Origin of the sequence: Pseudomonas sp. S4_EA_1b (assembly GCF_016307435.1) — a bacterium.
GTDB lineage: Bacteria > Pseudomonadota > Gammaproteobacteria > Pseudomonadales > Pseudomonadaceae > Aquipseudomonas > Aquipseudomonas rhodesiae.
In genome coordinates this window covers 1-15508 of record NZ_JAEILC010000009.1, presented here as the reverse complement: position 1 = coordinate 15508, position 15508 = coordinate 1, and the positions used below count along the sequence as shown (strand labels likewise).

Annotated in this window: 12 protein-coding genes; 10 read left to right on the top strand and 2 right to left on the bottom strand. The window is 53.1% G+C overall.

Features of this window, described 5'->3' with window-relative positions:
* Positions 1 to 3 precede the first annotated feature (3 nt).
* From YA0848_RS36355 to YA0848_RS02310, 9 genes are all read left to right on the top strand, one after another.
* Positions 4 to 750 carry a MotA/TolQ/ExbB proton channel family protein gene (locus YA0848_RS36355; RefSeq protein ID WP_052202208.1) on the top strand — a complete coding sequence of 249 codons (747 nt, stop codon included), beginning with the start codon at positions 4 to 6 and terminating at the stop codon, positions 748 to 750.
* Positions 750 to 1175, top strand: a complete 426-nt coding sequence (locus tag YA0848_RS02345; protein ID WP_198712523.1) for an ExbD/TolR family protein — start codon at positions 750 to 752, stop codon at positions 1173 to 1175. Before YA0848_RS36355 ends, YA0848_RS02345 begins: the two co-directional genes overlap by 1 nt.
* A gap of 33 nt (positions 1176 to 1208) precedes the next feature.
* Entirely contained in the window at positions 1209 to 2945 is a 1737-nt protein-coding gene (locus YA0848_RS02340; protein WP_198712524.1) for an ABC transporter ATP-binding protein/permease, read from the top strand.
* 12 nt (positions 2946 to 2957) lie between these two features.
* Entirely contained in the window at positions 2958 to 4205 is a 1248-nt protein-coding gene (locus YA0848_RS02335; RefSeq protein WP_052202206.1) for a thioredoxin family protein, read from the top strand.
* A gap of 18 nt (positions 4206 to 4223) precedes the next feature.
* Positions 4224 to 5570, top strand: coding sequence for a TldD/PmbA family protein (locus YA0848_RS02330; RefSeq protein WP_034097751.1), 1347 nt, complete (start codon positions 4224 to 4226; stop codon positions 5568 to 5570).
* 18 nt (positions 5571 to 5588) lie between these two features.
* Positions 5589 to 7037, top strand: coding sequence for a metalloprotease TldD (gene tldD / locus YA0848_RS02325; RefSeq protein WP_034097749.1), 1449 nt, complete (start codon positions 5589 to 5591; stop codon positions 7035 to 7037).
* A 217-nt stretch (positions 7038 to 7254) separates the two neighbouring features.
* Positions 7255 to 8919, top strand: coding sequence for a GMC family oxidoreductase (locus YA0848_RS02320; protein WP_198712525.1), 1665 nt, complete (start codon positions 7255 to 7257; stop codon positions 8917 to 8919).
* 133 nt (positions 8920 to 9052) lie between these two features.
* Complete coding sequence (locus tag YA0848_RS02315; RefSeq protein WP_034097747.1) at positions 9053 to 10540, top strand: aldehyde dehydrogenase family protein; 1488 nt, start codon at positions 9053 to 9055, stop codon at positions 10538 to 10540.
* Between the two features lie 61 nt (positions 10541 to 10601).
* Complete coding sequence (locus tag YA0848_RS02310; RefSeq protein ID WP_198712526.1) at positions 10602 to 11630, top strand: MsnO8 family LLM class oxidoreductase; 1029 nt, start codon at positions 10602 to 10604, stop codon at positions 11628 to 11630.
* Between the two features lie 123 nt (positions 11631 to 11753).
* Here the strand turns inward: YA0848_RS02310 and YA0848_RS02305 are convergent, their stop codons facing one another.
* Positions 11754 to 12158 (bottom strand): (R)-mandelonitrile lyase, encoded by a 405-nt coding sequence (locus YA0848_RS02305; protein WP_034097743.1) that lies wholly within the window; start codon positions 12156 to 12158, stop codon positions 11754 to 11756.
* Between the two features lie 555 nt (positions 12159 to 12713).
* On the opposite strand from YA0848_RS02305, the gene YA0848_RS02300 reads away from it, so the two are divergent.
* Positions 12714 to 14138 (top strand): MFS transporter, encoded by a 1425-nt coding sequence (locus YA0848_RS02300; protein ID WP_034097741.1) that lies wholly within the window; start codon positions 12714 to 12716, stop codon positions 14136 to 14138.
* A gap of 28 nt (positions 14139 to 14166) precedes the next feature.
* Here the strand turns inward: YA0848_RS02300 and YA0848_RS02295 are convergent, their stop codons facing one another.
* Positions 14167 to 15414 (bottom strand): OprD family outer membrane porin, encoded by a 1248-nt coding sequence (locus YA0848_RS02295; RefSeq protein WP_198731218.1) that lies wholly within the window; start codon positions 15412 to 15414, stop codon positions 14167 to 14169.
* Positions 15415 to 15508: the final 94 nt, after the last annotated feature.

Genomic DNA, 15508 nt, shown 5'->3' with positions numbered 1-15508 from the left:
AACATGCAGGAATTAGGATTGGCTTACGCCTGGCAGCAGGCCGATTACGTGACCAAATCAATTGCGATCGTATTGGTAATCATGTCGGTTTTGTCCTGGAGCGTCATGCTCGTGAAAGCGTTTCATCTCTCACATCTTGCCGGGATGAAAAAGCGCGCACTGTGCTTCTGGCATGCCAGTGGGTTTGTTGAAGGTGTCGAGAGCCTGGGGCATTACAAACACAACCCGTTCAAGGAGCTTGCCATTGCTGGGCATGCAGCGAATGCACACCAGAATCAGCGCAGTTCGCAACTACACCAGCGCTTTGACTTAAGCGACTGGCTCGCCCGGTGTCTGAAAGACGTGCTTGACGACCATATCACCAAGTTACAGGCAGGCCTCGCCATTCTCGCCTCTATTGGAAGCACTGCACCTTTCGTGGGATTGTTCGGTACGGTGTGGGGTATCTATCACGCCCTCAAAGTCATTGCGATGAGCGGTGACGCTTCGCTGACGCAGGTCGCTGGGCCGGTTGGCGAGTCGTTGATCATGACGGCCTTTGGACTATTCGTCGCCATCCCGGCAGTACTCGGTTACAACGCTATCGCTCGGCATAACAAAGGTGCCGTTCATCAACTAAGTCGATTCGCCCATGATCTGCATGCCTTCTTCCTGACGGGAGCCCGAGTCAATCCCGGCCAGGCCAACGAACCATCGGCTGGCGATACCCAGGTCACGTTGGTGAGAGTCAAACAGGGAGGAAATGCTTGATGAGTATGTCCCGAGGTACTCCCTTTGACAGTGAAGATGCCCTGGTCAACGACATCAATATGACGCCATTGATCGACGTCATGCTTGTGCTGTTGATCATCTTCATCATTACCCTTCCTGTGATCAACCAAGCGGTGAAGATTGAACTGCCCAAGGGCGAAGCTCAGGCCATCGTGGCCCAAGACGAAACTGTCGATGTATCCATCACTGCCGATGGAGCCGTGCTCTGGAATAAAGAACCGTTGAACGAGCAACAACTGGCACAACGGGTCGCGGTCACGGCCGTCCATCAACCGCTGCCGATTCTAAGAGTTTACGCCGACAAGTCGGTGCGCTATGAACAGGTACTACACGTCATGGCCACCGCTCAAAAAGGTGGTCTAACCAGAATAGATTTAGTTACAGACGCAACTCCGAGCCCCTGAGTTCCAGCTGCGATTCACGAAGAGTAAGTACCTATGACTCCTTATACGTCCATTGTGGATGGGAGCACCCGCCCCTTGCCGTCAGAAACGCTTATACACTCGAAAGCAAATCGACCGACTATTGGTGAATTGTTATTTCCATTTTGGAAATCCAATGAAAGCTGGCGTGCAGTCGGCCTACTTTTTGTTGTTGTCTCTATCAGCCTTTCCAGCGCTTATGGCTTTGTTAGTCTTAATGGTATCCAGGGAAAATTAACCGATGCCCTGATAGCTCTTAACTGGGAAGCTACCAAGCCGCTATTTATATGGAGTCTCCTGCTCGGCACACTAACCCTGCTTCTGCCAATAGTGAGTACTTACTGCGTCGGGTATCTAGGTATTCGCTGGCGCACGTGGATGACTCAAATGTACTTAGAGCGTTGGACACGAAGCGCTCACTTCTACGCCTTAGAGCGAGATGGTGCTATTACTAACGCCGATCAGCGTATCGCTGAAGACATCAGCATGTTCACTGAGCGATCGTTGATGCTTTTGACTGCTGTTATCGATGTGGTCGTGAACACAGTGACTTACACCCTGCTGCTGTGGACGATTGCGGGCTCCCTGAACCTGTATTTTTTTTCGTATTCATTCAGCCTGACAGGATATATGGTTTACGCCGCTTATTTGTACTGCATTGGCAACATATTGCTGTCGCATTGGCTGGGCAAAACATTGATTGGTTTGAATATGCATCGACAAACCGTCGAGGCAAATTTCAGATACCAAGGGATGCAAGTTCGCGAATACGCAGAGCAGATCGCGTTTTACCGTGGAGGTGAACGTGAAAAACACCACCTTTTAGAACTGTTTGCACGCATCCGGGCTAACAGCATGATCTTATTGGCGCGTACCTCTAAGGTTATGTTTGGTCAAAATTTCTACACCAACGCATTTACCTTGCTCCCTACCCTTCTCGCTTTGCCACTCTTGCTGGAAGGGAAAATCACCTATGGCGACATGATTACCATTGTGGGCGCGTACGGCATGTTGTCAGGCGCGCTTTCATTTTTCCCTCAGGCATACATCAGCTTCACAGATTGGATGGCATTGACTAACCGCCTGCGTGATTTTCAATGGGCAATTAATAAAGTAGAGAGCCAGGAAAGTTCACTAGAATATATAAGCGACCATCACCAAGCCCTGTGCTGTGAACAACTCACGCTATTCACACCCTTGGGCGAAAAGCTCGTACAGCTTGACAGCTGGATCGTGGAACGAGGCCAACGCTGGCTGATTACGGGGCGTTCAGGTAGTGGCAAGAGCACGTTGCTGCGCGCCTGCGCAGGCTTATGGCCCTACGGTACGGGGAGGCTCTATTTACCCGATTCTCGCCGCTCGCTGTTTATTCCTCAAAAGAGCTATATACCGACAGGTAGCTTAAAAGAAGCGTTGTGCTACCCCCAGTCCAAGGACCAATTCGCAGACGAAGAATGCCGTCGGGTGCTTACCGATTGTTACCTGCCTCACTTGAGCGGCTCCCTGAGTGTGCATCAACGTTGGAATCAAACACTGTCGGGAGGTGAGCAACAACGCCTGGCCCTGGCGCGCGCTTTGCTACAACGCCCTGAATATATCTTCCTAGACGAAGCCACCAGCGCTATGGACCGAGAAACTGAATTTAATATTTACACCACGCTAATTGCGCAGTTGTCGAACAGCACATTCATTAGCGTCGCTCACCACGAGTCTCTGGCGCGATTCCACTCTCACACCCTCGACCTGAATTGATAAGGAATTATCATGCCGTCAATAGTTACAATCACCGAAGAAAACTTCAAACAAGAAATATATGAAGCCCTTGACGTGGTTTTGCTCGACCTCTGGGCACCTTGGTGCGCGCCCTGCAAAACACTTTCGCCGATTATTGACAAATTAGCCGCCTTGCCGAGTATAAATTTGAAAGTAGCGAAGCTTGATGTCGAACAGTATCCGGAAATGATGAGACGCCTGGGCTTACGTGGAATTCCGGCCTTGTTAGTATTTAAAGACGGACAAGAAATCGCACGCGAACTGGGTACTAAGACGCTGTATCAGCTTAAAGAATGGCTCACATCCTATGGTATTCAGTTTATCGAACCAAGTGTGCCAGCCGTCGACACTCCGTCATTTGACGCATTTTACGGCGACCTACAACTCAAGCAGTTTCTATTCGATCGATTAAAGACCCATGCACGACGATTAGAATTGCGAGCCAGCCCTGAACCGTTTTGGGAAAACGGCGTCGGCACACCCAGTGCGGCGATGGTTCACGCTGCGGACCCGTTGATTTTCGAGCGTATTACAGGTTTACCAACAGCCCTTGCATGGGCGCTGGATTTCGTCGGCCCCTACCGGCCAGAGGATATTCAGCAACTCTCTGATCACTTGAAACCAGGTAAAAATTTAAGTTTTGTTCCACTCAAACTGATCGAGTCCTTTTTACACGAGACTACATTCGACTGGGCAGGCCTGCTTAGCCTTTCACCATCACTTGAAGGTTTGCGCAAGGAGTGGTTAAGCCTGGTTAAACACCAACTCGGATCAAGTCCGTCCATCGAACAGAATTACATCAACCTGGTCGCTCGATTGAACCAACTATCGGCCACACAAGACCCAGCGGTCGCCGAAGTGGCCAAACTCATACACGCGGTGTCGCCGCCTCCACATGTAAGTGATACCGATGCCTGGACGCATATTTTCATACTCGCCAGTGATCTTCTATTTCCCATAGCCCAGCACTGTTGCGGCTGGTCTTTCGAGGATCGTCAGGGTGAAGAACGTCGCTTTAATTGGCTCACAGAGCAAGAACAACGAACCCCATCTGGCACCTTCACTGACGAAGAGTATCGCGTCTTCAATGAGTTATGGAGCAGCCAAAACGAGGCATACCAAATCAAAGGTGCAGCTTTTTTCGGCGACCAAACTCAAAGCCTGAGACCCATTCAGGACTGCATGCGCGAGCACTTGGTACGCATTCTGAACAGCGCCCCGCACCTCAATCTAGGCTAAACGTATCGGAGTGTTGTCATGACAGATGTGTTTTCTTATACCCCCGAGCATCTTGCGGCGCTGGCTGAACAAGTCCTCACGTTGGCTCGGGAGCACGGAGCGAGCCAAGCTCAGGTCAGCGTTTCACAGAGCAAGGGGCTGTCGCTGCAGTTGCGTCAAAACCGTGTACTTTCTCGAGTCAGAGAGACACATAGCCGCTTCTCGCTAACAGTGTTCAATGGCAACAAACAAGGTTCGGTCTTTTCGACCAACTTGGGGTTTGATGCACTCGAAGAGTCGGTCAAGGCCGCTTGTGCAATTGCTCGCTACACCGACGAAGATCCTGCTGCAGGTCTGGCCAGCGCTGAGCTTTTGTGCGATGCGCCGCGTGACCTGGATTTATTCCATCGATGGGATCTGCGAGAAGACCAGGCCGTATCGATTGCCCAACGCATAGAGTCAGGACTGACCAGTATAGGGGGCTGCGTCCAAAGCGAAGGTGCCTGGGTAAGCAGCAATCACTCTTTCCAACTGATCGCAACCAGCGAAGGTTTTAGTCATGGGGTTGCTAAGACACTCCACAGTTTGAGTGCAATGGCGCTGGCACGAAACGACACCCACAGTGAACTGGATTACTGGTCTGAGTCCGCCACAGATCCGACACAACTGCCGTCAGCTGAGGACATTGGCAGAAAAGCCGGCTTAGGTGCTGGTGCTTACCTCGACCAACGCCCTCTTGGTAGCCGGCGTAGCGCGATTTTATTTGATCCGCTGAGCGCCATTAGTTTGTTGGATCATCTCACACAGGCCATCAGTAGTGACGCGCTGTATACCGACAGCAGCTTTTTGAAAGATCAGCTGGGTAAGGCCGTCATGCCAGAACATTTGAGTGTCTATGAGGACCCCTTTATAGCGAAAGGAACCGCCAGCTTTTCCTTCGACAACGACGGTATCGCACCACAACAGCGATACCTTGTTGAGGACGGCGTACTCAGGGGATACCTCCTTTCTCTATATGGTGCTCGCCGGTTGAATTCAGCCCCTACGGGTAACGGATCCGGTCCAGGCAATCTGCTATGGCGCAGCAGTCTCACCCATCCAACAGATGACCTGACTGCAATGCTGCGCAAACTCGGGACGGGTCTGTTCGTCACCAGCCTGGCAGGTAATGGCGTACGTTTATTTTCCGGTGATTACTCCCGAGGTGTCCGAGGTTTCTGGGTCGAAAACGGCCAAATTCAGTATGCAGTCACCGGCGCCACTATTGCGGGCAATCTCAAACAGATGCTGCACGGAATTGTCGCTGTGGGTAGCGACTTGATTACTCAGGGCCCCTTCTGTGCTGGCTCGGTATTGATTGACCAGATGCAGATCTCCGGCCAGTAACCCCATGGGAAAACACTTATGTCATCACATGAACTGACGCACTTTACTATTGCCAATGAGACCCTGCTGGTGCCCAACGGGCTGGATATTTCCGACTTGCAGAATGTATTCAAAAGCGTGCACAAGCATCAAATCGATTACGCCGATCTTTACTTGCAATCGACCCGCCAGGAATATTGGTCGATGGAAAACGGCGTGGTCAAATCCGGAGAGTTTTCAGTCGATCAGGGCTTTGGTTTGCGCGCTTTGAACATGGACGAAACTGCACTGGCTTACTCCCAGCATATCAATCGCAAGCAACTGACAGAGGCAGCACACTCGGTTCGTACCGTTGCCAGCTATGGAAACGCGACTATCAAGCTGGACGGGAAGCCAGTCAACTGCACAGGTCTTTACGCATCTGATGATCCGCTGCAAGCATGTGCCGTAGCGGAAAAAATAGCCCTTCTCCAATCGTTGGATAGCAAGGCACGCGCGCTCGACCCCAGAGTATTCCAGGTAATGGCTTATCTGGAGCTAACGCATTCGATCGTGATGATCATGCGCCATGACGGTCGGTTATCGACGGATGTGCGCCCCATGCTCGTACTGCAATTGCGGGTATTCGTTAAACAGAACGGACGCATAGAGAGCGGCTCGGGTCGTCTCGGTGGTCGGTCGGACTTCAGTCTGTTCAGTGACGCACGCGTGGATGAAGAAGTCCGTAAAGTCGTGCAATCGGCTCTTATAAATCTGGACGCTGAGGCCGCCCCCACGGGTACTATGCCTGTGGTAATCGGCCCTGGCTGGCCGGGAATGCTGCTCCATGAAGCTATGGGCCATGGTTTCGAGGGTGACTTTGCCCGAATGGGCACCTCGATATATTCAGGCAAAGTGGGTGAACGGATTGCCGCACCGGGTGTGAACATCGTTGACGATGCCACGTTGCCAGGAAAGCGTGGTTCTTTACATATTGACGATGAGGGTGAACCCGGGCAGCGCACGATGTTGATAGAGGGTGGTGTTTTGGCGGGTTACATGCACGACAGCCTGAGCGCCCGCCTAATGAAACAACAGAGTACCGGCAATGGACGCCGTGAATCCTATTCGCAACTGCCCATGCCTCGTATGACAAACACCTACATGCTTGCAGGTGAATATTGTCCGGAGGAGATCATCAGCAGTGTCAAACGAGGATTGTATTTGGCCGATCTAGGCAGTGGCGAGGTGGATATTGCCAGCGGTCAGTTCACCTTTGAAAGTGAATTGGCGTATTTGATTGAAGATGGAAAAATCACGCGGCCGGTAAAGGGAGTAACACTCACCGGTAGCGGTCCTCAAACCATGCGGTTGATCAGCATGGTGGGCAATGATCTGGCACTCGACAACGGGGGAGCAACTTGCGGGAAGCTCGGCCAAAGCGTGCCCGTATGTGTCGGGCAGCCGACACTTAAGGTCGATCATTTGATTATTGGGGGAACAAACTGATTAATACGCTGGCGCCATCGTTTAAGGCGATGGTTGCCGCTTAACCTAACGCTCCTGAAGGGAAGGCAAAACCTCCCGAAAAGTGCAATTGAACACGGGTAAAACACATACCCCCCTGCGCCATTACGTCGCACCATTAATATTCCCTCACACTTCAGCGGTCCACGCCGGATATTTCCAGGGTGTGAAGGCCCGTATTCAATGCTGAGGAGTGAAGATGAGCAACAACACTTACGACTACATCATTGTCGGTGCGGGATCTGCGGGTTGCGTGATCGCAGCCCGGCTCATGCAGGCTACCGACGCCAAAGTACTCCTGTTGGAAGCTGGTGGCTCAGACGAAAACTTGTTCGTTCGCATGCCCGCTGGTGTCGCAAAAGTAATTCCGACCAAGACCTGGGATTACACCACTGAACCCGATCCGCAAACCGCTAACCGCCGAATGACAATCGCCCAAGGAAAGATTCTGGGAGGTAGCAGTTCGGTAAACGGCATGATTTATATACGCGGCCAGCGGCAAGACTATGACGCATGGGCAACCGATTATGGCTGCCACGGCTGGGGCTACGATGATTTGCTGCCTTGGTTCAAAAAAGCGGAGGGTAATGAAAGTCTGAGTGATGTGTTCCATGGCAGTAAGGGGCCGTTACCAGTCAGCGAAAACCGTTACCGTCACCCGCTTTCAATGGCTTTCGTTCGCGCCGGACAGGAGATGGGGCTTCCCTATGTCAACGATTTCAACGGCGCGAGCCAGGAAGGGGTGGGTTATTACCAGACCACGACACGTAATGGCTCTCGCGCCAGCACTGCGCAAGCGTATTTGAAGTCGGTTCGTGACAACCCGAATCTGCAGGTGATCACCAATGCATTGGTGCACCGCGTGTTAATCGAAGACGCCGCCGCGACAGGGGTTGCCTTCAGCGTCAACGATGGCACGGAACTCATCGCCTATGCGCGCCGCGAAGTGATTGTCAGCAGCGGGGCCAACGGCTCGCCAAAGGTGCTGATGCTGTCCGGAATCGGCCCGGCGGTACATTTAAACGCGTTGGGGATCAAGGTAGTGGCTGATCTTCCAGTGGGGCAGAACCTTCACGATCATTTGCACTTGTCGATCAACGCAAGCCTTAAACGACCTAGCTCGCTTTACGGCCAGGACAAAGGTCTCAAGGCAATCCTAAACGGCGTGCAGTGGCTAGCGTTCAAGTCCGGGGTGGTCACCTCTAATATTCTCGAAGGAGCTGCCTTTATCGACACCACCGGCAGCGGCCGGCCGGATGTTCAAGTACATTTCTTGCCTGTATTGGATACCTGGGACGATCCTGACGGCCTTGGTAAAGGACAGACACACGGCATCACCCTGAAAGTTGGCCATCTGCAGCCCAAATCGCGCGGGCGGGTATTGTTGCGTAGCACCGACCCCAGAGACTTACCCATTATTGAAGGCAACCTTCTTCACCATCCCGACGATGTTGCCGGTCAGGTCAGAGCCGTCAAAGCAGGCTTGAAACTGTTACAGGCCCCATCACTACGACGCCAAATAAAATCGATTTTCTCCCCAAATCAAAGTAGTCAGCACGAAGCGCTCGATGACGATGCTCGGCTCGAAGAGTTCGTCCGCAAGACATGCAAGACGGTTTACCACCCAGTCGGCAGTTGCCGCATGGGACAAGACCCGCTTACATCAGTTGTTGACCTCTCGTTGCGGGTGCACGGAATAAACAACTTGCGTGTCATCGATTGCTCGATATTTCCACTGATTCCAAGTGGCAATACCAACGCCCCCACCATTGCAGTGGCCGAACGAGCGGTCGATCTTTTGCTCAACACCCCGTCGGCGAAATCACTCGCTGACGCGAAAGCTCGATTACCGCTGCCGGCGTGACACACGAATTTCGTGGCAGCCACAGTCATGTCACTGACAGCCTCAGTCAAGAACGAGCGCTTGTCACGGAGTAACGTCGCCGTCATGCCCCGCCCTACCAACCGGCCACCCGTATGTTGAGGAGCTTGTAACTATGAGCGATATTTCCCTACTTCCCGTCGTCAGCGACTTTTTAGCACGCGACCACGGTTTGTATATTGATGGCGGCTATGTCGCCAGCACTACTTCTAACAAAATTAAGGTAATCAATCCTGCCAACGGTGAAGCTATTTCGCATGTCAGCGATGCTGCGCAGGCGGACATCGATCACGCGGTAGCGAGCGCCAATCAAGGGTTTAAAGTCTGGTCGAAGACCAGCCCAGCCGCGAGAGCGGTTGTCCTGTTAAAGTTGGCCGATTTGCTGGAACGCAACCGTGAGGAGTTGGCCCAGATCGAAACCTGCCAGTCTGGCAAGATCATCCAGATCTCCCGTGCCTTCGAAGTGGATCAGGCGGCGCACTTCCTGCGCTACTACGCTGGCTGGGCGACCAAGATCACCGGAGAGACCATCACACCGTCTCTGCCCTCTTTCGCTGGCGAGCGCTATACAGCGTTCACACTTCGCGAGCCGGTAGGAGTGGTGGTCGGAATCGTGCCGTGGAATTTCTCGACCATGATCGCCATCTGGAAACTGGCCTCGGCGCTCACAACCGGTTGTAGCGTCATCATCAAACCCAGTGAGTTCACGCCTCTGACCATCTTGCGCATTGCCGAACTGGCCACTGAGGCCGGATTGCCGCAGGGCGCCCTGAATGTGTTAACGGGCAGTGGAGCGGTCGGCCGAGCACTGATCGAGCATCCTGGTACGGACAAGGTCTCGTTTACGGGCTCCGTACCGACGGGCATCGCTGTCGGCAAAGGCGCAATGAACGCCAAACTGACCAGAGCGACACTGGAGCTGGGAGGGAAAAACTCGGTAGGCTTTTTGCGCGACGTGGACATGGACAAGGCCGCCGATGGGATCATCGAAGCAGGCTTTCTGCACTCTGGCCAGATCTGCGCTGCCGCAGAGCGTTTTTTTGCGCATCGTTCACAGATCGAGCCGATCATGGAGAAGCTCGCTCAGCGCCTTGGTTCGCTGAAAATTGGATCGCCGCTGGACGAGTCGACACAGTTTGGCCCGGTGACGAACAAGCAGCATCAGCAGAAGCTGGCGCGCTTCTTTGAGACTGCCAGATCTGAGAAAAGCAGTATCGTTTACGGAGGCAAGATTATTGATGGGCCAGGTTGCTATGTAGAACCTACGATCATCTTGGCCAATTCGGTCAATGATACGTTGCTCAATGAAGAGACTTTCGGCCCAATCGCGACATTCTTTCCCTACGATACCGAAGAAGAACTGCTGCAGTTGATGAACAATACTTCTTACGGACTCAGCGCGAGTCTGTGGACCAATGATTTGTCCAAGGCGTTGCGCTTGGTTCCAGAAATTGAGGCAGGCACCGTATGGGTCAACATGCACACGATGCTCGACCCTGCCGTGCCATTCGGTGGGGTGAAGTCGTCGGGTATCGGCCGCGAATTCGGCTCGGCGTTCATCGATGATTACACCGAATTGAAGTCGGTGATGATTCGCTACTGAGCCGCCCATCAAGCGAGCTGATTGTCTAACTGATGGCCCGGCTCCGACCGGGCCTTTTGTCTTGGAGACCTCTGTGCATCTGCGGCTCACCGTTATTGATCAAACACCCATACACGGCGATCGCCCGTATGCCAAAGCGGCGCAGTCGTCTGTTGACCTAGCGCTGGCATGCGAAGGATATGGCTACCACCGATATTGGTTGGCCGAACACCACAACAGCATTCAGTTCGCCGGCCCCGCGCCCGAAATCCTACTGACGCGTATTGCCAGCGCGACGCAGCGCATGCGCGTAGGCAGCGGTGGCGTGATGCTGACCCATTACAGTCCCTACAAAGTGGCCGAAAGTTTCGCGCTATTGGGCAGCCTTTTTCCTGGCCGAATAGACTTGGGCATAGGGCGAGCCCCTGGAGGTAGCCAGCTGACCTCAATGGCGCTCGCGGAACCGGCTGAAATGTCGCACACGGATCACTTTCCGCGACAGGCCGCTGAACTTTGTGCCTTTCTCAGAGGAAATCTGCCTAACGCTCACCCATACGCTGCGTTGCAGCAGCCTGTCCCAGCAGAAGCTTTACCGTCCCTATGGATGCTTGGTTCCGGTGGGGGTAGCTCAGCGTTGGCCGGGCGGCTGGGCATGGGGCTGGCGCTGGCCAGGTTTATTGCGCCTCGGTCCTGCTCCCCCGCAATTTTCGGCCACCACACCCTAGCGCTCGAAAAGTCCGGCCACCGCACCAAGGCGCAACGCTTGTTGGCGCTGGCGGTCGTGTGTGCGCAAACCGATGACCAAGCACGGTTGATCGCCAGTACCGCTGCCTATCGCAAAATGATGTCCGGCTGTGGCCCCCGCGAGCCCTTGCTAAGTCCCGAGCAAGTACGCGAGCGGTATGTACAGATGAATCCAAGCGATCGCACCAAGTACGATATGACGCTAGACGATATGGTGGTTGGCTCCCCAGAGACCTGCCGGGACGTGATACATGCGCTGGCCAACGAGTTTGGCTGCGAAGAGGTCGGTGTCGTTACAGTCACATACCGATTCAGCGACCGTCTGGAGAGCTATCGCCTGCTCGCTGATGCGATCACCCAGTATTGAATTTCGGCCCACACCTCTTGAAAGTCGTGGCTGGCAGCGCGGCCGGCACCGAGGATCGCACTAGACAAATTACCGCAGACGCTAAAAAAGCTACCCGTTTAACGACTGTTCCAAACCAGGCAGTTACTGAGCGCTGGCATATTCGAGTTCGCTGACCTGCTCCATCCAATCCACAACTTCGCCGTCTAGCACTTCGGCAATTGCGATGTGACTCATGCTGGTAGTCGCGGTCGCGCCGTGCCAATGCTTTACGTTGGGAGCAATCCAAACGGTGTCTCCGGGCATGATAGTACGCACCGGTTTCTTCCACTCTTGAACCCAGCCGCAACCTGCGGTAACCAGTAGCATCTGCCCCAGTGGATGTGTGTGCCACGCTGTCCTAGCCCCCGGTTCGAAGGTGACTGTGGCACCACTGATCCTGGCCGGTTCAGTGCCTTTGAATGGTGCGTCAACGCGCACGGTACCCGTGAAATAATCAGCCGGGCCTTTCACTGAAGGTTGCGAGCCGTTTGGGGTAACAGTCAGCATAGGAAACTCCATGATCTTTGGGGCAAGCAGCGCAATCGAGTGATATATGGCCGTGTCTTTTAAATACCCACGTCACTCAACGGTTGAGGTGCTGATCACTCTATCGGTCAGGTGCTGATGGAGTTAGCCCCTAAATCGGCAAAGACCTTTGAAACACACTCATCAATCCAGAACGTATGCCTTGGGTCGCGTATCAACGCCCGCCACGTGTTGCGTATCGCCCCTGAACCACGCCAAGAATGGATGTAAATCGCCGGTGCGAACGCTCTCATATCAATGTTGATTCATGAACCCCATTCAGTGGTTTCATCGCCTCAGGCAGACTAATCAAAACGAGATTAATCTCGTATGATTTAACGGTAGGTATCAGCACGCAAACCCATTGATGCCGAACTCCTCGGTGCGATAAACCGGCGCCTGACGCGCAATATGCAACTCTCAGACCCACACGCTCATTTCTTCAACTGGCTCGCCGCACAGGTTAGTACAGTACTGGTGACAGTGCTGAGCACCAGCTTTTGCATCGAACATCGATAACCGAGAAACTGAATTTCTATGTGCACTTGCGCCGACGCCAACCTCACTGCACGGCAAATTGCTGTACTCATAATCATCCTGTGCAGCTACTTAATGATCGTGCTGGATATATCCATTGTCATCACTGCCCTGCCCCAGCTGCGGCAAACGTTCGAGATGTCCATGATCGGACTATCGTGGGTGCAAAATGCCTATACCTTGGCTTTCGGTGGCTTGTTGCTATTGGGGGCGCGCATGGGAGATATCCTCGGCCGACGCCGCATGTTCATTTGCGGCCTAGGGGTTTTCACCGCAGCCTCTTTATTTGTTGCATTAGCACAAAGTGCAGAATTGTTGTTATCCGCTCGTACGTTACAAGGCATCGGAGCAGCTATCCTGGCACCGTCAACTCTGGCCTTATTACTGAGCAACTTTCCAGAAGGAAACCAGCGTACGCGTGCGATTTCCTACTACGGTGCTGCAGCTGGAATAGGTGCCAGTGTCGGTCTATTACTCGGTGGGTTGTTGACCCAATGGCTGTCGTGGCGCGCGGGCTTTCTGATCAATTTACCCATTGGGGTTACGTTGATACTGGGAGCCCGCCGCTACCTCAGTGAACCCCCTCTGCATGCCGGTAAATTCGATCTTTCGGGCGCTGTTCTCTCAACATTAGGTATGACCGCGCTGGTATTCGGGATCGTTGAGTCAACCACGCTTGGCTGGACAGACCCGATCACCCTGGGCGCCATATTCGGCGGCCTGACATCGCTGGCAATGTTTATTGCCCATGAAGCCCGGGCTGAGCAGCCTATCTTGCCTCTGCATCTTTTCACTCATCGGATTCGCGCTGGCGCCTATGCAGCTCGGATGCTGTTTTTGGGTGGGTTGATCGGGTTCTGGTTTTTCACAACTCAGTACCTTCAAGAGGTCCTGGGCTTCAGTGCCAGTAAAGCGGGTTTGGCGTTTCTCCCTACAACGCTTATGACACTGGCCGTTGCGTTAACCGTTCCGTTTCTGACCAAACGTTTCGGAAACTTCAGGCTGTTGGCTGGAGGGGTCTCGTTCGCAATGGTCGGTATGATTTGGCTCAGTCGCGTCACAATCCACAGCCACTATTTAGTGGATATTGCGCTGCCCATGGTTTTGATTGGCGTGGGCCAAGGTGCCAGCCTTAGTCCGTTGACTGCTGCAGGCATGGCCGATGTGCCCCCCCGCGATGCCGGCGCGGCATCCGGGTTGGTCAATGTCGCACACCAGTTGGGCGGTTCGCTCGGGCTGGGGATTCTTAGCGTAGTATTCGCCCACGGGGCGGCATCGAATGTCGGCGCAACTGCCATTTCATCTGGTATCTCAGCAGCGTTCATCGGCAGCTGTGTAATGCTGGGACTTGCACTGATCGTCATTCTCACGCTGGTTATGATCCCGGCAACCAAAGCTCCTGGCCCAAACGCCACCCGCACCTAGGCCTTTTCCTAGGTGGCGGGCGCACTTGTCAGAATATACTTATAGGGTATTCGACATACAGTCGCCATTCATTGAGTTCGACACTATAGCCCGAGTCGTTGCGCGTATTCCGATAAACCGAGTTACGCGCTTTGAAGGACAAATCTTTAGCTGCGCCGCTCTGAATGGTGTATTTGACTTGATTGAAAAACTCGCTTTCTCGCGCTTCCCCTCCGGCGCCGGCATCAATATCGTATCCGTATATATAAGCGATTCTCCATGTCAGCCCAGGTACACCATCGGCGGCGAAATCCCATTCATGATAGGCCTGAATTGATTTTTCATCCTTCTGGCTAAAATCGGCGTAATAACCGTTCGCCAAATAGATGGTACTGCCGCCATCACCCAAATCGTATGCATATCCAACGTCACCACTACTCTGCTCGTAGGACAACGAAAACGTGTGCCCGTTGTGCATGTACTTGGTGGCCAGACTCCAAATGTTGTTGCTATCTCCTTGGATACCCTGTGCAAAAAATCTATCGGAGACGGTATCGTTAGCATATTTAGTACTGTACCAATTGAGGTCAAAATTTAACGCATCCTGTGCCGACAGGTGCAACGTATAGTTAACATTGACATAGCTCTTTTTATACACATCCTCGACATCGGAGATATAAACAGCGCCGCTCAGACTGTCCGAAGCCTGATAACTTGCACCCAGCACATTGATCGACTTCAGTCGGGCACTGTCGCGTGCGCCAGACTGCATTGAGCTTTCGGCAGTAAAGCGACCTGCGTTCACCTCCAACCTATCGACTTCTCGACTCGTCAATAAAACGCCACTAAAACTTTGCGGCAGCAAACGCGAGTCACCATAGTTAAGTACTGGCAAAGCTGGCATCTGATCGCCAAGACTCAGCGTCGTTTTAGAGATATTGAGTTTCACCGCCACGCCAAACTGCGAAGTATCATCAGCCCAGTGTTTGCGCTCGCCTGGGAACATATCCGGCTGCCCACCATCCAAGCGAACACCTAACAGCCCGAAGGCATCCAACCCCACACCAACCAAGCCTTTGGTAAAACCCGACTCGTAATGCCCGATGACGCCTTGAGCCCATGTATTTCGATCATACACGCCACGATTATAGTCTCTGTTCCAATAGGTATTCCGCAGAAGAACATCTAACTTGCCGCCCTCTACAACCCCATTAGCATCAGACTGCTCCACAGCAAAAGCGCAACTTACACAGCTTGCGAAAAAGGACACACCTAACAACCGCGAGCGGAACCCCATGATACATCTCCGAATTAATTTAAGTATAGGTAGAGGCAGACAGTCATTTGGTTAAAACTTTATAATTATTAATTGAACACACAATGCTTAGTGA

Excerpts from the sequence above, each read along its gene's own strand:
- YA0848_RS02315 (WP_034097747.1), top strand. The coding sequence starts at position 9,053 with ATGAGCGATATTTCCCTACTTCCCGTCGTCAGCGACTTTTTAGCACGC.
- YA0848_RS36355 (WP_052202208.1), top strand. The coding sequence starts at position 4 with ATGCAGGAATTAGGATTGGCTTACGCCTGGCAGCAGGCCGATTACGTG.
- YA0848_RS02305 (WP_034097743.1), bottom strand. The coding sequence starts at position 12,158 with ATGCTGACTGTTACCCCAAACGGCTCGCAACCTTCAGTGAAAGGCCCG.
- YA0848_RS02335 (WP_052202206.1), top strand. The coding sequence starts at position 2,958 with ATGCCGTCAATAGTTACAATCACCGAAGAAAACTTCAAACAAGAAATA.
- tldD (WP_034097749.1), top strand. The coding sequence starts at position 5,589 with ATGTCATCACATGAACTGACGCACTTTACTATTGCCAATGAGACCCTG.
- YA0848_RS02340 (WP_198712524.1), top strand. The coding sequence starts at position 1,209 with ATGACTCCTTATACGTCCATTGTGGATGGGAGCACCCGCCCCTTGCCG.
- YA0848_RS02295 (WP_198731218.1), bottom strand. The coding sequence starts at position 15,414 with ATGGGGTTCCGCTCGCGGTTGTTAGGTGTGTCCTTTTTCGCAAGCTGT.
- YA0848_RS02320 (WP_198712525.1), top strand. The coding sequence starts at position 7,255 with ATGAGCAACAACACTTACGACTACATCATTGTCGGTGCGGGATCTGCG.
- YA0848_RS02330 (WP_034097751.1), top strand. The coding sequence starts at position 4,224 with ATGACAGATGTGTTTTCTTATACCCCCGAGCATCTTGCGGCGCTGGCT.
- YA0848_RS02300 (WP_034097741.1), top strand. The coding sequence starts at position 12,714 with ATGTGCACTTGCGCCGACGCCAACCTCACTGCACGGCAAATTGCTGTA.
- YA0848_RS02345 (WP_198712523.1), top strand. The coding sequence starts at position 750 with ATGAGTATGTCCCGAGGTACTCCCTTTGACAGTGAAGATGCCCTGGTC.